This window comes from uncultured Oscillibacter sp. (genome assembly GCF_947654275.1).
In the GTDB taxonomy this organism is placed as follows: domain Bacteria; phylum Bacillota; class Clostridia; order Oscillospirales; family Oscillospiraceae; genus Oscillibacter.
Genome location: NZ_CANTJS010000007.1, coordinates 59,501 through 74,795, shown reverse-complemented (window position 1 = coordinate 74,795; position 15,295 = coordinate 59,501). Strand labels below are relative to the sequence as shown.

15 protein-coding genes are annotated in these 15,295 nt (G+C 61.6%); 4 read left to right on the top strand and 11 right to left on the bottom strand.

Annotated elements, in window-relative coordinates; translation table 11 throughout:
- Window positions 1–61 precede the first annotated feature (61 nt).
- Both Q0063_RS03290 and Q0063_RS03285 read right to left on the bottom strand, forming a co-directional pair.
- The gene (locus Q0063_RS03290) at window positions 62–736 is read right to left on the bottom strand and encodes a PolC-type DNA polymerase III (RefSeq protein WP_297870551.1); all 675 of its coding nucleotides are present in this window, start codon (window positions 734–736) and stop codon (window positions 62–64) included.
- 2 nt (window positions 737–738) lie between these two features.
- On the bottom strand, window positions 739–1,449 hold the full coding sequence (locus Q0063_RS03285) for a DNA/RNA non-specific endonuclease (RefSeq protein WP_367180321.1): 711 nt from the start codon (window positions 1,447–1,449) through the stop codon (window positions 739–741).
- A 373-nt stretch (window positions 1,450–1,822) separates the two neighbouring features.
- On the opposite strand from Q0063_RS03285, the gene pdaA reads away from it, so the two are divergent.
- Complete coding sequence (pdaA, locus tag Q0063_RS03280; RefSeq protein WP_367180320.1) at window positions 1,823–2,656, top strand: delta-lactam-biosynthetic de-N-acetylase; 834 nt, start codon at window positions 1,823–1,825, stop codon at window positions 2,654–2,656.
- A gap of 94 nt (window positions 2,657–2,750) precedes the next feature.
- Here the strand turns inward: pdaA and Q0063_RS03275 are convergent, their stop codons facing one another.
- Window positions 2,751–3,218, bottom strand: coding sequence for a hypothetical protein (locus Q0063_RS03275; protein ID WP_297870550.1), 468 nt, complete (start codon window positions 3,216–3,218; stop codon window positions 2,751–2,753).
- 310 nt (window positions 3,219–3,528) lie between these two features.
- Between Q0063_RS03275 and Q0063_RS03270 the strand changes: the two genes are divergently transcribed.
- The 3 genes from Q0063_RS03270 (at window position 3,529) to Q0063_RS03260 (ending at window position 7,180) form a co-directional block, all read left to right on the top strand.
- Complete coding sequence (locus tag Q0063_RS03270) at window positions 3,529–4,203, top strand: UDP-N-acetylglucosamine pyrophosphorylase (protein ID WP_297870549.1); 675 nt, start codon at window positions 3,529–3,531, stop codon at window positions 4,201–4,203.
- A gap of 129 nt (window positions 4,204–4,332) precedes the next feature.
- A complete protein-coding gene (locus Q0063_RS03265) occupies window positions 4,333–4,629 on the top strand; it encodes a metal-sensing transcriptional repressor (RefSeq protein ID WP_297870548.1) in 297 nt (98 codons plus the stop codon).
- A gap of 13 nt (window positions 4,630–4,642) precedes the next feature.
- Entirely contained in the window at window positions 4,643–7,180 is a 2,538-nt protein-coding gene (locus tag Q0063_RS03260; protein WP_297870547.1) for a heavy metal translocating P-type ATPase, read from the top strand.
- Between the two features lie 65 nt (window positions 7,181–7,245).
- Here Q0063_RS03260 and Q0063_RS03255 read toward each other — a convergent pair whose 3' ends face one another.
- The 8 genes from Q0063_RS03255 to era all read right to left on the bottom strand — a co-directional run bounded on the left by Q0063_RS03255 (window position 7,246) and on the right by era (window position 15,079).
- Window positions 7,246–7,836, bottom strand: coding sequence for a hypothetical protein (locus tag Q0063_RS03255; RefSeq protein ID WP_297870546.1), 591 nt, complete (start codon window positions 7,834–7,836; stop codon window positions 7,246–7,248).
- A 173-nt stretch (window positions 7,837–8,009) separates the two neighbouring features.
- On the bottom strand, window positions 8,010–8,234 hold the full coding sequence (locus tag Q0063_RS03250) for a helix-turn-helix transcriptional regulator (protein ID WP_297870545.1): 225 nt from the start codon (window positions 8,232–8,234) through the stop codon (window positions 8,010–8,012).
- Window positions 8,235–8,839: 605 nt separating this feature from the next.
- The gene (locus tag Q0063_RS03245) at window positions 8,840–9,184 is read right to left on the bottom strand and encodes a hypothetical protein (RefSeq protein WP_297870544.1); all 345 of its coding nucleotides are present in this window, start codon (window positions 9,182–9,184) and stop codon (window positions 8,840–8,842) included.
- A gap of 43 nt (window positions 9,185–9,227) precedes the next feature.
- A complete protein-coding gene (gene udp / locus Q0063_RS03240) occupies window positions 9,228–9,998 on the bottom strand; it encodes a uridine phosphorylase (protein ID WP_297870543.1) in 771 nt (256 codons plus the stop codon).
- 314 nt (window positions 9,999–10,312) lie between these two features.
- On the bottom strand, window positions 10,313–10,675 hold the full coding sequence (locus Q0063_RS03235) for a hypothetical protein (RefSeq protein WP_297870542.1): 363 nt from the start codon (window positions 10,673–10,675) through the stop codon (window positions 10,313–10,315).
- A gap of 25 nt (window positions 10,676–10,700) precedes the next feature.
- On the bottom strand, window positions 10,701–13,094 hold the full coding sequence (locus tag Q0063_RS03230; protein WP_297870541.1) for an endonuclease MutS2: 2,394 nt from the start codon (window positions 13,092–13,094) through the stop codon (window positions 10,701–10,703).
- 70 nt (window positions 13,095–13,164) lie between these two features.
- A complete protein-coding gene (recO, locus tag Q0063_RS03225; RefSeq protein ID WP_297870540.1) occupies window positions 13,165–13,914 on the bottom strand; it encodes a DNA repair protein RecO in 750 nt (249 codons plus the stop codon).
- 268 nt (window positions 13,915–14,182) lie between these two features.
- Complete coding sequence (gene era, locus Q0063_RS03220; protein ID WP_297870539.1) at window positions 14,183–15,079, bottom strand: GTPase Era; 897 nt, start codon at window positions 15,077–15,079, stop codon at window positions 14,183–14,185.
- Window positions 15,080–15,295: the final 216 nt, after the last annotated feature.

Genomic DNA, 15,295 nt, shown 5'->3' with positions numbered 1-15,295 from the left:
GTCTCCTGAATCCCTCGGATATTTGTACTATTCTTGAAAATTGATTTCCCTGCCTGGAGCCTCACGTCCGTTCATACAGCGGCAGGTCCCGCCGGTAGGGCTGGGTCCGGTAGGTCACGGAGCGGATTTTCCGGCCCTCCATTCCATACTTGGGGTGGGTGCCGAAGAGGTCGATGTAGCGGCCCAGGTCGTCCTGCTCCGCCGCCATTTTCTCCAGCAGCCGGGCGGCGGCCCGGGCGTCGTCAATGGCCCGGTGGCTGTTGACGGCCTCGCCCTCCAGACGGTAGGCGGCGATGGCGTCGCAGAGCTTGTGGGGGTAGTCCCGCCGGTCCCGGTAGACCGTCAGGGCGTCCAGGAACCGGGGGGCCGCCAGAATGCCCGCCATGTCCAGGGGGGCCAGGAGGCCATACAGGAAATTCAGGTCGAACTGGGCGTTATAGGCCACCAGCAGAGGCCGCTCCGCCCCCTCCAGCAGGGCGGCGAACTCCCGGGCCGCCGCCTCCCCGGAAACGCCCTGCTCCTCCAGCATGGCGTCGGTGATGCCGGTGAGGTTCACGATAAAGGGCGGGATGGTCCGCCCCGGCGGCAGGCGGATGAAGGCGTCCATGCCCCCCGTCTCCCCGCCGCGCTCCAGGGCCACCGCCCCCAGCTCAATGATCCGGTCCCGCCGGAAGTCGATGCCGGTGGTCTCGGTGTCGAAGACCACCAGCCGGTCAAACTGTTCCCAGAGTCTCATCATCATCCCTCCAGACGGCTGTTCCCGGTGGCGTAGTCGATTTCGACGCCGGGCTGCACATTATAGACAAACACGTTGAAGCGCACGCCGTCCCCTTCGTCCTCCACCGACAAGGCCTCCATCTGCACGCCCCGGGCCACCAGCTCCGACCCGATGAAGTAGGGCGTCACTCGGTAGAGAACGTGGTTCCCGGTCTCGTCCACATAGTCGTTCACCTCGTTCTCAAAGGGCAGCATCCCCGTCACGTTGAGATACCGGGTGCCGGTAATCAGGTTTTTCTGATTGGCGTTCTCCCCCGCCAGCTGAAAGCCGATGAGGTGGCAGCGGTTGTACAGGTATTTCCCGTCCACGACGTCGTATTTCACCGTCTGCCAGCCGGTGGGCTTCACGGACCCGATATCCCCCCGCTCCTCCGTGGGCATAATCTCCAGACAGATGTTGGCATAGGCCGGGCCGCAGCGGCCCAGGGCGTCCAGCTCGCTGTAGGTCTCGAAGGCCTCCGTGGTCAGGTCCTCCCGGGTGAAGCCGGGCTGATTCTCGTTCAGCTCCACATAGGCCGCCCCCCGGTAGTCCGGGATATTCTCCATGGTGACGGGCTCCGGCTGGAAATACCAGCGGAGGAATGCCGCCGCCGCGCACAACAGCAGCAGCAGGATGGTCTGATGGGGAGTCAGCTGACTGCCGCCCCTTCTGCGTCTCCTTTTCTGGGCCATAGAGCTTCCCCTTTCCACGCTCCGGTTTCCAGAGCCTGTTTGAAAACCGTCAAAACGCCGTCTCAGGGCATCCTTTTCCGTCAGGACTGCGTTGATTTGACTTGAAATCCGCCAGGATTCCCGCGTCAAATCGCCTTGCCTGACGAAACAATCTGCCCCAATCCGGCATTCCGCCGGTTTTTAAACAGACTCTCGTCCCTTCGACCGGTTTTGACATTTTTCCAATCATAGCATATTTCATCACTTTTTTCAAGCCGGAACCAACCGGTATCTTTCGACGCTTTTCGGGCATACTGCGAAAAACAGCGCCGGCGCTTCTGTCCCCGCTGCGCAGACACAACGGCGCGTTCCGTCAAATGAAAAGGAGATGCCTATGCCAATCTCAATCCGCGAGCGTCTGAAACGCTGCTTTTTCCTGCTGCTTCCCTGTCTGTTCCTGGCGGGGATGCTCTTCACGCAGGGACGGACCCTCTCCGATCCCACCGCCCCCGCCGCCGCCCCCGCCGCCATACCGGCCTCCGCCGACAACTGGGGCCTGTCCTTCCCCAACGAGGGCCAGTCCCCCGTGGGCAACGCCACGGCGGAAAGCCTGGCGCAATATGACGCCTACTATCTGGGCGACACCGGGAAGAAGGTGATCTACCTCACCTTTGACTGCGGGTATGAAAACGGCTACACGGAAAAAATCCTGAACGCCCTGAAGAAGCACAGCGCCCCCGCCGCCTTCTTCGTGGTGGGCAACATGATTGAAACCGCCCCGGACATCATCCGCCGCATGGCGGAGGAGGGCCACATCGTGGGCAACCACACCTTCCATCACCCGGACATGTCCGCCATTTCCGACCAGGCCGCCTTTCAGAAGGAGCTGGACAGCCTGGCCGCCCTGTATCAGGAGACCACCGGCCGGGAGCTGCCCATGTTCTACCGCCCGCCCCAGGGCAAGTACAGTGAGGACAACCTGAAGCAGGCCCAGGCCCTGGGCTACAAGACGGTATTCTGGTCCCTGGCCTATGTGGACTGGTACGTGGACAACCAGCCCACGGCGGAACAGGCCTATGGAAAGCTCCTGCCCCGCATCCACGACGGGGCCATTGTCCTCCTCCACTCCACGTCCAAAACCAACGCCGATATCCTGGACGAGCTGCTGACCAAATGGGAGGATATGGGCTACACCTTCGCCTCTCTGGAGGAGCTGCCGGAGGCTTGAGGCCGGCGCTTCTCTCTCCGCCCGGGCCCTCCGGTCCGCAGACCCAGTCAGGCCGCCGGGAGCCGTCCCCAAAAAACGGCTCCCGGCGGAATGTTCAATCGTCCTCTATCTCCTCCGCGTCCGACAAATCACAAACGGAAACGGGCGTTTCGCCGCTGAACTCCACGGACACGCCAAACTGTCCGCCAAAATCCAACCCGTTTTCCAGAAACAGAATCATCCACTCCCGCCCTTCATAAAAGATAAACAGGGGGCGGTCAAAGGGGATTTCTTCCCGCCGGGACGCTTCCGCGCCGTCCGCTTTTGACAACTGAAACAGCTCCGGTTCCTCCGCCAGCTTCATTCGGAGGTATTCCAGGGCGGATTTTCTGTACCTGTCCCCGTGCCGGACGACGTCCGCAATCAGACCGGCGTCCGCAAGGTCCAAATCCGGCTCGTTCAAGATGATGTCGAACCCCTGCTCACAGCCCTCCATATCCCCATGCCATCGGTGTATGGACTGAGGGCCCTTCTGATAGCCCAGCGCACCCAGGTCCCTGTGGTAAATCCTGTCATGTTCCATGTTCCTTCCCCTCTCTGCCTCCGGTCCAGCGCCCCCCGGAGCTCTATGGCCTTGATGATAGCATGGGCTTCCCCTCCGTTCAAGTCCTTTTGCACCGCTCCGAAAGGCCTGTATTCAAGCCGGCCGCCTCCGGAAAAATGCGCGGAAGGACGGCCCCCGCCCCCTTGCAGGCTCCGGGAAACGGGTGTATAATGAATAACTGGTAATGAGGAGTTAGGAAAGGCTAATTAGGAATGACGAATTGTCCCTGTTCCGGCAGAATTCCTAACTTCTAATTCCCAATTCCCGTTGCAACGGTATTTGGAGGTGCATGATGGATTTGACAACAACCGCCCTGCTGGATCTCTCCCACTCCCTGGCGGGAGACTATCTGTCCGGCTTCCCATACCCCTGGCAGGCCCTGGACGGCATCAAAGAGCTGATTTTAACCCTGGGTCCCCGGCTGGACCCTGCGGAATACGAGGAGCGGGCCCCTCAGGTCTGGGTCCATAAGACCGCTGAAATCGCCCCTACCGCCTATCTGGGGGCCCCCTGCATCATCGGCCGGTCGACCGAGGTGCGGCACTGTGCCTTCATCCGGGGCTCCGCCCTGGTGGGAGCCGGCTGTGTGGTGGGCAACTCCGTGGAGCTGAAAAACGTCATCCTCTTCGACGGTGTGCAGACCCCCCACTACAACTATGTAGGGGACTCCATCCTGGGCCACAGGGCCCACATGGGGGCCGGGTCCGTCACCTCCAACGTCAAGTCCGACAAAACCCTGGTAGCGGTCCGCGACGGGGAGCGCACCATTCCCACGGGCCGGAAAAAATTCGGGGCCATTCTGGGCGACCACGTGGAGGTGGGCTGCAACAGCGTGCTGAACCCCGGCACGGTGATTGGCCCCCGGGCCAGCATCTACCCCACGTCCTCCGTCCGGGGCACGGTGCCACCGGACCATATTTACAAGGGGCCCGGCCAGGTGGTCCGCCGGGAGCCGGGGGACTGAGAACCTCATCATAAAAACCGGCACAGGGAAATCCTCCCCTGCCGGTTTTTTTATTTCCCCTTGACAAATACCCCGTGGGAGTATATAATCAGCATACCCGGTGGGGGTATCGAAAAGGAGGCGTCCGCTATGGAATCCTGTAACTGCCGCAAAACGAAAGACCGCTCTGACGAGGAATACAAGCGCCTCATCAACCGCCTCAGCCGCGTTGAGGGTCAGATCCGGGGCATCCGGGGCATGGTGGAACGGAGCGCCTACTGTCCCGACATCCTGGCCCAGGTGGCCGCGGCCAACGCCGCGCTGAACGCCTTCGGCAAGGAGCTGCTGGCGGAGCACATCCGGACCTGCGTGGCCCAGGACATCCGGACGGGGAAGGACGAGACCATCGACGAGCTGGTGGCCACCCTGTATAAATTGATGAAATAAAAAGGAGACCGCAATGGAACAATACAACGTCACCGGCATGAGCTGCGCGGCGTGCAGCGCCAGAGTCGAAAAAGCCGTGTCCAGGGTTCCGGGGGTCACGGCCTGCTCCGTCAGCCTCCTGACCAACTCCATGGGCGTGGAGGGGACCGCCGCGGCCGCCGATATCCTTCGGGCCGTGGAGGAAGCGGGCTACGGCGCGTCTCAGAAGGGCGCGGGCAGCCAGGCGAAAACGCCCTCCCTCTCCGAGGCGGAGGAGGCCCTGCGGGACCATGAGACTCCGGTTTTGAAGCAGAGGCTGATCTGGTCCCTGGGCTTTCTGCTGGTGCTGATGTACTTCTCCATGGGCCATATGATGTGGTCCTGGCCGGCCCCCGCCTTCTTTCAGGGCAACCATGTGGCCATGGGGCTTTTGCAGCTGCTGCTGACAGCGGCGGTGATGGTCATCAACCAGAAATTTTTCGTCAGCGGCTTCAAGAGCCTCTGGCACAGGGCCCCCAACATGGACACACTGGTGGCCCTGGGGTCCACGGCGGCTTTTGTCTACAGCACCTATGCCCTCTTCGCGATGACGAACGCCCAGGTTCAGGGAGACGGCGAGACGGTGATGCACCTGATGCACGAGTTCTATTTTGAATCCGCCGCCATGATCCTCACCCTCATCACCGTGGGAAAAATGCTGGAGGCCCGTTCCAAGGGCAGAACCACCGACGCCCTGAAGGGACTGATGAAGCTGGCCCCCAAAACCGCCGTTCTGGTGCGGGACGGGGCGGAGACCGAGGTCCCCATTGACCAGGTCCGGACCGGGGATGTATTTGTGGTCCGGCCCGGCGGGAACATTCCCGTGGACGGTGTGGTGGTGGACGGCTCCAGCGCTGTCAACGAATCCGCCCTGACAGGCGAGAGCATCCCCGTGGACAAGGGCCCCGGCGACGCCGTTTCCGCCGCGACGGTGAACCAGTCCGGCTTTCTCCGCTGCCAGGCCACCCGGGTGGGAGAGGACACCACGCTCTCCCAGATTATCCAGATGGTCAGCGACGCGGCGGCCACCAAGGCCCCCATCGCCAAGATTGCTGACAGGGTTTCCGGCATTTTTGTCCCGGCGGTGATCTCCATTTCCGCTGTGACCATTCTCGTGTGGCTGCTGCTGGGCCAGACCGTGGGCTTCGCCCTGGCCCGGGGCATCTCCGTGCTGGTGATTTCCTGTCCCTGCGCCCTGGGCCTCGCCACCCCTGTGGCCATTATGGTGGGCAGCGGCATGGGAGCCAAAAACGGCATCCTGTTCAAGACCGCCGCCTCTCTGGAGGCCGCGGGCCGGACGGAGATTGTGGCCCTGGACAAAACCGGCACCATCACAAAGGGCGAGCCCAGGGTGACGGACCTCCTCCCCGCCCCCGGCGTCGATGAAAACGCCCTGCTGGCGGCGGCGGCCTCTCTGGAGGCCCCCTCGGAGCATCCTCTTGCCAGGGCCATTGTGGAGGAGGCCCGGCGGCGGAGCCTGTCCGCCTCTCCGGCGGAGCAGTTTGCCGCCGTCCATGGCAGAGGCGTCCGGGCCGTGCTGAACGGAGACAGCTGCATCGGCGGAAACCTGGCCATGATGGAGGAGGCGGGCGTGGACCCCGGCCCTCTGGCCCGTCAGGCCGAGGCTTTGGCGGAGCAGGGCAAAACCCCCATGTTCTTTGCCAACGAGAGCCAAAAACGGATTCTGGGCGCAGTGGCTGTGGCGGACGTCATCAAGGAGGACAGTCCCCAGGCCGTGAAGGAACTGCAGGGCATGGGCATCCGTGTGGTGATGCTCACCGGCGACAACGAGCGCACCGCTCGGGCCATCGGCAGGCAGGCCGGGGTGGACGAGGTCGTGGCCGGCGTCCTGCCCGACGGCAAGGAGAGCGTCATCCGGTCCCTCAGGGAGCAGGGGAATGTGGCCATGGTGGGCGACGGCATCAACGACGCCCCGGCCCTCACCCGGGCGGATACCGGCATCGCCATCGGCGCGGGGGCGGACGTGGCCATCGACGCGGCGGACGTGGTGCTGATGAAGAGCCGTCTGTCCGACGTGCCCGCCGCCATCCGGCTCAGCCGGGCCACCCTGCGGAACATCCATGAAAATCTGTTCTGGGCCTTTTTCTACAACACCATCGGCATCCCCCTGGCGGCGGGGCTCTTCATTCCCCTGGGCCTGACGCTGAACCCCATGTTCGGCGCGGCGGCCATGAGCCTCAGCAGCTTCTGCGTCGTCTCCAACGCCCTGCGGCTGAATCTCTTTGACATTCGGAACGCGGGTAAGGATAAACCCCTGAAACACAAATCCAACAAAACCCAACACAAGGAGGAAACAACCACCATGGAAAAGACAATGAACATTGAGGGCATGATGTGCGGTCACTGCGAGGCCCGGGTGAAAAAGGCCCTGGAGGCCCTGCCGGAGGTCAGCGCCGCCAACGTCAGCCACGAAAAGGGCGCCGCCGTGGTCACCCTGTCCGCCCCTCTCGCCGACGAGGCCCTGAAAAAGGCCGTGGAGGACCAGGACTATAAGGTGCTGGGCATCCAGTAAGATTTTGCGCACACAAGAAAAAGCAGACTGCCAACGGCAGTCTGCTTTTCTGCGTTCCAATGCTGTCAGCCGGAAATTGCCTCCAGAACATTGTGAATTTTTCCGAACAGGACGGCCTCCGGCTTCTTTTGCCAGATCCCTGTGTTCTGCTCCAGGGCCCTGATGCCGGAAAGATAGCCGCTCCATTCCAGGACGTTGCTCTTGAACATCGAAAAGGAATTCGTATAGCACAGGAGATTGTCGGAATCCGCAGTCATGATATACGCTTCGCAATTGATTGCGCTGAGAGGAATCGCCTCCAGCTCGCTGCCGGCCAAACCATAGTTGATATAGGGCTTGTCCGCTTCGTCCAGAACGCCGTACTCACAGAGCTTGTCGATGAACTTCTGGTAATCGGCGCGGCTCATATTCCTGGGGTCAAAGTGCTCCGACAGGTATTCCTTCTGTTCCTCCGTCAGCTTGACCCTTGTCCCGCCGGCCTGCACCCGCTGGGTGAGGTCTGCGTAGTTTTGCTTTGCCTGGTTCTGAACGGCTTCCACCGTCTGCCGGAACAGGTCCTGATACTCCGTTTTGGGGACGGCGTAGGGGAGGGCAGCGTTTCCTACATGGTTGAACCATTCTGTCTGGAAGCGCGGGGCATTTGCCGATGTGACCATTTTGTTCCTCCATTTCAAAATTCAGATGGCTTTGAGCGCTCCGCCTTTGAATCCGTTCAATGGAAGCGGCTCCGGACCAGATTCCCTTCTTTTAGGAATATCGGCTGAACTTTGGAAATGATAACAGAATCTTCCGTTTTTTCCGCAAACGAGCCGAAGGGCCCCCTCTCTGTTTACTCCCTGGGAAAGGGGCGGCGTTCTTTTGAGACCCCGCAGATATAGTCCATGCTGACGTTGTAGTATTTCGCCAGGAAAATAACGCTGTCCAGTGGCATCCGGGTTTTGCCCAGCTCATAATCCGAATAGGTCTTCTGCCCCACATGCAGCAGTCCCGCAGCAAATGTCTGTGTCAGGTCCCGGTCCTCCCGGAGCGCCCGGACCCGTTCATAATACCGCATCCCCTCACCTCGGGGTCAGCATACCCCAGAGTTTATAACTCTATTGACTAATAGAGTTATAAACTCTATAATTGACAGAGGGGGATGCTGCATGGCTGAATTCTGTTTAGAGGCTGTTTTAAAACCAGCGGAATGCCGGATTGGGGTAGATTTTTTACCCGATGGGCATGTGATATCCGTAAGGCGGCAGAGCCGCCAACGGCTATCCAATCGCCAGGCAAGGCGATTGGACGCGGGAATCCTGACGGATTTCAAGTCCAATCAACGCAGTCCTGGCGGAAAAAGATACACCAAGACGGCGTTTTGACGGTTTAAAACAGACTCTAAGCTGCTGGAATAAAATCAATGGCTTTCAAATGACAGAGCGGGACTGTGTCCTGTCAAAAGAACGGGACCTCTGCAAGGGCTGCGGAAGGCTTTGTCCCATAATTGAAAGAGAACGGCGGTGCAAATGGTTTTACGATCTAACGCACAGGGTAAAGTCAGCAAAAAAGACGGACTGAGGGTTCAGTCCGTCTCTTTTTCAGCATGTTTTTTCATCTGCCCACAGCCCTGTCCGCCCTTTTATACCCGCATCAGGCAGTCTTCTCCTTTGTTCGGGGACTCTACTCCCCCAAATCCCGGTTGGCCGGGGGACAGCCGTTGCAGCAGCCGGGGTGATCCGTCATGTACTTGCGGAAGGAGCCCTCTGTCAGACCGGCCACGGCGGCCAAACGCTCATTCACCATGCCCCACATGCAGAAGGGCAGGTGTCCCTGGTGTCCCCGGTGCATCTGCACGCAGGCAAAACAGTCCCCGTGGAGCTCACACTTGGCCTTGCAGGGGCAGAAATCCCCGCTTTCCCGGATAAGGCGGAGAAACTCCTGCTTCACCGCCATGGCCTCTTCCTTCTTCCCCTCCCGCTCCAGGCGGTCCTGCAAAAGGGCCAGCTCGTGATTCTCTATTTTCATCCTCTGTCCTCCATTTTGCCCATGCTTCTTCCGTCGCCGGCGATTACTTCGCCGCCCTGTCCGCCTCAATCTGGAGCTTCAGCGCCTCCACCGCCACCCGGACGGAGGCGCTGGTGTCCTCGCTCATCCTTTGGTCCAGACCGGCGGCCTCCCGCTCCTGGTTCCACACCACGTGGAAGCAGCTTCCGCAGCGGCAGCCCAGGGCAGCCGCCACCACGAAGAGGGCGGCGCTCTCCATCTCGCTGGCCTTCACCCCCAGGCGCTTCCAGCTCTCCCACTTCTGCCGGAGCTCATAGGCCACCGGAGACGCGCCGGGGTCATGCTGGCCATAGAAGCTGTCCTTGCACTGGACAATGCCGGTGTGGAGGGGATAGCCCAGGGCCCTGGCGGCCCGGACCAGGCTGTCCGTAATGCCGAAGTCCGCCACGGCGGGGAACTCGATGGGGGCGTACTCCCGGCTGGTGTGCTCGAAGCGCACGGCCCCGGTGGCCACCACAATGTCCCCGGACTGGACTTCCAGATCGATGCCGCCGCAGGTGCCGGTGCGGATGAAGGTATCCGCGCCGCATTTGTGGAGCTCCTCCATAGCGATGGAGGCGGAGGGCCCGCCGATGCCGGTGGAGCAGGCGGTGACCTTCTCCCCCAGCAGCGTGCCGGTCCAGACGTTGAACTCCCGGTTGCAGGCCACCTGCTTCGCGCCGTCAAAGTAGGCGGCGATGGCGGGAACCCGTCCCGGGTCGCCGGGGAGAATGCAGTAGCGGCCCACGTCCTCCGGCGTGCAGGCGATGTGGAACTGCTTTTCCAGCTTTTGCATAACCGTCACCTCAATCTCGTAATATGATAGAAACAGTATAGCAAATTTTGGCTGGCCCCGCAACAGCGCGGCGGAAAATTTTTGAAGGGCCCGCCCATGCGGGGCAGGCCCTCAGCCTGTCGAAAAAGTCTTTTCGACAGGCTGAGCAAGTTTACAAAACTTCAAAAAAGTTTTGTAAACTTATTGATTGAACATGAAAGACACCCCTGATGGGTTTCTTTCATACTATCTTCCTTTCCGAAAACTGAAAGCAATCCGTTTTTTCGACAGTCTCAGGGACCGCCCATGCAGGGCAGGCCCTTTCATTTAATCCACTAATCCACCGTTACAAGAAACCGGCAGCGGTCCCCGCCGCTCAAAACGGTTTCGACGGTTTCCACGGTGATGCTCCGCCCCGGCAGGAGGCTTTCCAGAATGTAGGCGACGCTCTGCCGGGAGCACTCGCAGTGGGCCGGGTCCCGTACCGCGCCGGAGAGCACCTCCGGGCAGACGCATTGGGGATAGCCCACTTCATAAATCCGGCCCGGCTGAATGACCCTGGCGAAAAACCCCTCCAAATCCCCGTATTTCCGATATTGGGCATCCAGGTCACAGCCGCACTCCTGAAACATCTTTTTTTGCAGGGGCAGAACCGTGTCCTTCACACATCGGACCGCCTTTTCTCTGTAGTCTGTCATAGAGCTCCTTTTACAAAATATCCATTCACTTCATGGTCACCACGGTGACCCCGGTCTCCCCCTCGCCGTAGACCCCCAGCCGGAAGCTCTTCACCGCCCTGTTCCGGCGGAGAATGTCGTGGACGGCCTTCCGCAGGGCCCCGGTGCCCTTGCCGTGGATGATGGTCACCGTCTCCAGCTTCCCCATGACGGCGGCGGAGAGGAAGCCCTCCACCACGCTCTCGGCCTCCAGCGTCTCCATCCCCCGGATGTCCAGCTCCCGGCTGGCGGCGGTCCGGAGCACCCGGGACCCGCCGGAGGAAACCGGGGTCCTGGGCTTCCGGGCGGCCCGCTCGTCGTCCTCGATGAGGCGGACCTCTTCGGCCTTGGCCTTCATCTTCAGAATACCGGACTTCAATTGCAGCGTCCCGTCCTTCCCCACAGAGACCACCTCCGCCGGGGTCCGGACGCCGGGAATCTCCACCAGGTCCCCTTTCTGAATGGGGCGGCTGGGCTTGGGAATGGGGGCGGGACGGTCCTTTTCCGTCCGCAGGCGTTCCTCCGCCTGATTCAGGCCGGAGCGGATGGCCGCCTGGGCGTCGTTGAGATTCTGAACGGTCTCCGCCGCCGCCTGCCGCCGCCGGAGCTCCGCCAGCTCGTTAAAGGTCTGGTCCGCCGCCGCCTTGGCGTCCCGAAGGATGCGCTTGGCCTCGGCCTCTCCCCGGCTCCGGGCGTTCTCCTTGGCCCGCTCCATCTGCTCCCGGAACTCTCTTGCTTTCCGGGCGTCCTCCTCCCGCTGGAGGAAGAGGCGCTGAGACTCCTGATCCCGCTTCTCCAGCGCCTGACGCTTGGCCTCCAGCTGGGTCAGGATATCCTCAAACCGCACGCTGTCCCCGCTCATCTGGGTCTGCGCCGCCTGGATGACCTCCTCAGGCAGGCCCAGCCGCCGGGAAATGGCGAAGGCGTTGGACTTGCCGGGAATGCCGGTCAGCAGGCGGTAGGTAGGGCTGAGGGTCTCCACATTGAACTCGCAGGAGGCGTTTTCCACCCCGCCGGTGGTCATGGCAAAGCTCTTCAGCTCGGCATAGTGGGTGGTGGCGGCGATTTTCGCCCCTGTCTGCCGGACGTGCTGGATGACGGCAATGGCCAGCGCCGCGCCCTCCACCGGGTCCGTGCCTGCTCCCAGCTCGTCGAAGAGAATCAGGCTCTTCCCGTCCGCCTCCTTCAAAATGCCCACGATGTTGGTCATGTGGGCGGAGAAGGTGGACAGGCTCTGTTCAATGCTCTGCTCATCCCCGATGTCCGCCAGCACCCGTTCGAAGACGGACACGGCGCTGCGGTCCGCCGCGGGGATGTGGAGGCCGCACTGGGCCATGACGGTCAGCAGGCCCAGGGTCTTCAAGGACACGGTCTTGCCGCCGGTGTTGGGGCCGGTAATCACCAGGGTGTCAAAGGCGTCTCCCAGGTCCACGTCGATGGGCACCGCCGTCTTGGGGTCCAACAGGGGATGCCGGGCCTTCCGCAGCCGAATGGCCCCGTCCCGCCGGATTTCCGGCCGCACGGCGTCCATCCGGTAGCTCAGCTGGCCCCTGGCAAACATCAGGTCCAGCCGCACCAGGGTCTCATAGTCCCACTGGATGTCCTGCCGGTGGGCCGCCGCCTCGGCGGACAGCTCCGCCAGGATGCGTTCGATTTCCTTCTGCTCCTTAGCCTCCAGCTCCACGTATTCGTTATTGGCCTGGACCACTCCCATGGGCTCCACAAACACCGTGGCCCCGGAGGAAGAGATGTCATGGACCAGCCCCGGCAGGTTCCCCTTCTGCTCCGCCTTCACAGGCACCACGAAGCGCCCGTCCCGCTGGGTGATGATGGCCTCCTGGAGCACCTTGGCATAGCTGGGGGAGGCGATGATTTTTTGCAGAATCTGCCGGCTCCTGGCCTGGGCCGCCCGCATGTGCCGCCGGATGTCCGCCAGCTCGCTGGAAGCGGCGTCGGCAATGGTGTCCTCGTCGGGGATGCAGCGCTTGATTTTTTCCTCCAGAAAGCGGTTCCCGTGGAGGGAGAGGAAAAACTGGTCCAGGGCCGTTTTCTCACTGGCCGCGTCCTCGGTGCTGAAATACTCCTTCCCCCGCCGGGCGGCGGTGAGGAGATCGGCAATCCGCAGCAGCTCCCGGGTGCTGAGGCTCCCGCCCCGGTCCGCCCGGTCCAGAATCTCCGCCACCGGCTTCACCCCGGAGAAGGAGGGCGCCCCCCGCAGGCCGATCATACGCCGGGCGTCGTCGGTCTGGTCCAGCAGGCGCAGAACCTCCTCGGTCTCCGTCTCAGGCCGGATGCAGAGGGCTTTCTCTTTCGCCTCGCCGCTGACGGCCTGCTCGGACAATAATTGCAGCACCCTGGGCAGCTCCAGGGTGCGGAGAGATTTGTCAAACAGTTCACTCATCGGTGGTTCCTCCTGTCACGCAGTTTTCCTGATTTCCCGCTTCCGTATCATAACTCTCCACTCTCTACTCTCATCCCAGGCTCTCGTAAAAGTCGAGAGTCCTGAATGTCCGCTCCAGCTGGGCGGACAGAAACAGCCCGGCCGCCCTGGACAGGCGCCGGAGGGCCTCCTCCGGGATGCGGAAGGAGTACAGCCGTTTCGGGTCTCCGTATACGATATGCCGCAGAGCCGCCAGAGACTCCCGGCAGAGGGGGCTCACCCCGCCGTCGTGGGCGCAGCGCCTGCACCGCAGCGTCCCCAGGGCCGCGTTCAGAACCGGCTCCTCCGGGTCCGTCCTCCCGCAGGCCTCGCAGGCATTCACCAGCGGTTCAAATCCCGCCAGACACAGCAGCTTCATTTCAAAGGCCGGCTTTACCAGCTCCGGCGGCTTGTGTAAAGCAGAAAGGGCATACAGCCCGTTCAGCAGGTGCCGCAGCAGCTCCGGCGCGGGCTCCTCCGGCAGGGTGACGCACTCCGTCAGCTCCGCCATGTAGAACCCCAGGGCCAGTGCCTTCAGGTCGCCCCGCAGACCCTCGAAGAGCTCCAGGGTAGAGCCCTCATTGACATAGTACCAGTCTTTCCGCTGATACAGCGTCCATTCCGACCAGGCCAGGGACTGGGCCCCGGCGGCAAACCGGCAGTTTTTCCGCCGGGCGCCCCGGGCAATCACGGAAATTTTCCCCCGGTCCTCCGACAGCAGGGTTAAAATTTTATCCGTCTCCCGGGTCTCGGTCTCCCGGAGGACCACGCCCCGGGTCACAATCACAGGCGAAGCCGCCACAGCGCTCCCTCCCTATGTACGGGGAGTATATTTCTCCCCATTGATTACTGACAGTCCTGGTTTTCTTCAATGGAACGGTAGAGCATATAAGCCAGGGGCTCTCCCGTCAGGCAGAACAGCTCCCAGAGGGGCTCCGATTCCAAATAATCCATGGGGCAGACCTCCTTTTGACAGGATTAGTCTGCGGAACCCGTCGAAATCCATGCCCGGAAATTCCCGCCGGAAATGGAAAATTCCCAAATCATCCCCACTCTCAACTCTCAACTCTTCACTCTTCCCTGTATCCCAGGCTCCGGACGTAGTTCAGGTTGTCCCGCCAGTTCTCCTTGACCTTGACCCAGGTCTCCAGGTAGATTTTGGTCCCCATGAATTTCTCCATGTCATGCCGGGCCAGGGAGCTGATTTTTTTCAGCATGGCCCCCTGCTTTCCGATGATGATGCCCTTGTGGCTGGCCTTTTCGCAGTAAATCACAGCTCCCACGTCGACGACGCCGGTATCCCGCTCCGAGAACTTCTCAATCTCCACGGCGGTGCCATGGGGAATTTCCTTGTCCAGGCACAGCAGCAGCTTTTCCCGCAGCAGCTCCCCGCACACCGCCCGCTCCGGCTGGTCGCTGGTCTGGCCGTCGGGGAAGAGCTGGGGGCCCTCCGCGGCGTATTTTTTCAGTTCCTCCATCAGCTCGTCCAGACCTCCGCCGGTGTGGGCGGAGATGGGGATGACGGCGTCGAAGCCGTCCCAGGCCTCGCTGTAGGCGGCGATCACCGGCAGCAGGGCGGCGGGCTCCACGGTGTCAATCTTGTTGATGCAGAGAATGCAGGGAATCTTTTCCTCCCGAATCCGCTGAATCAGGGCCTTTTCCGGCCCGCCCACGTGGGGGATGGGCTCCACCAGAAGCAGGGCGCAGTCCACGTCGCTGAGGCTGGCGGTGACGACCTTCACCATATAGTCCCCCAGGGCGGACTTGGGCCGGTGGAGACCCGGTGTGTCCAGAAGGATATATTGGGTGTCCTCCCGGTTTACCACGCCGTAGATGCGGTTCCGGGTGGTCTGGGCCTTGTTGGAGACGATGGCGATTTTTTCCCCCACCAGGGTGTTGGTGAGGCTGGACTTGCCCACGTTGGGCCGTCCGCAGACGGTAATCATGGCGGTTTTTGTGATGTTCATAGGTGATCCTCAACTTTCTTTGAGCATTTTGATTTTGATGATAAATACCCCGCCGGGCAGTCCGCTTTCGCGGGGAACGCCTGCCGGCGGGGCCCAAAGGGGCCAGCCCCTTTGGAATCCCCGTCAGGGGGGACACCCCCCTGAATCCCCCCGATATTAGAATGAAAAACGGAGTCTGCCTCTGTGCTTCCTTCTGACAGAATACATGAGCGGACA

Coding starts and splice junctions, on each gene's coding strand:
- Q0063_RS03290 (WP_297870551.1), bottom strand. CDS start 736: ATGAGACTCTGGGAACAGTTTGACCGGCTGGTGGTCTTCGACACCGAG.
- Q0063_RS03285 (WP_367180321.1), bottom strand. CDS start 1,449: ATGGCCCAGAAAAGGAGACGCAGAAGGGGCGGCAGTCAGCTGACTCCC.
- pdaA (WP_367180320.1), top strand. CDS start 1,823: ATGCCAATCTCAATCCGCGAGCGTCTGAAACGCTGCTTTTTCCTGCTG.
- Q0063_RS03275 (WP_297870550.1), bottom strand. CDS start 3,218: ATGGAACATGACAGGATTTACCACAGGGACCTGGGTGCGCTGGGCTAT.
- Q0063_RS03270 (WP_297870549.1), top strand. CDS start 3,529: ATGATGGATTTGACAACAACCGCCCTGCTGGATCTCTCCCACTCCCTG.
- Q0063_RS03265 (WP_297870548.1), top strand. CDS start 4,333: ATGGAATCCTGTAACTGCCGCAAAACGAAAGACCGCTCTGACGAGGAA.
- Q0063_RS03260 (WP_297870547.1), top strand. CDS start 4,643: ATGGAACAATACAACGTCACCGGCATGAGCTGCGCGGCGTGCAGCGCC.
- Q0063_RS03255 (WP_297870546.1), bottom strand. CDS start 7,836: ATGGTCACATCGGCAAATGCCCCGCGCTTCCAGACAGAATGGTTCAAC.
- Q0063_RS03250 (WP_297870545.1), bottom strand. CDS start 8,234: ATGCGGTATTATGAACGGGTCCGGGCGCTCCGGGAGGACCGGGACCTG.
- Q0063_RS03245 (WP_297870544.1), bottom strand. CDS start 9,184: ATGAAAATAGAGAATCACGAGCTGGCCCTTTTGCAGGACCGCCTGGAG.
- udp (WP_297870543.1), bottom strand. CDS start 9,998: ATGCAAAAGCTGGAAAAGCAGTTCCACATCGCCTGCACGCCGGAGGAC.
- Q0063_RS03235 (WP_297870542.1), bottom strand. CDS start 10,675: ATGACAGACTACAGAGAAAAGGCGGTCCGATGTGTGAAGGACACGGTT.
- Q0063_RS03230 (WP_297870541.1), bottom strand. CDS start 13,094: ATGAGTGAACTGTTTGACAAATCTCTCCGCACCCTGGAGCTGCCCAGG.
- era (WP_297870539.1), bottom strand. CDS start 15,079: ATGAACATCACAAAAACCGCCATGATTACCGTCTGCGGACGGCCCAAC.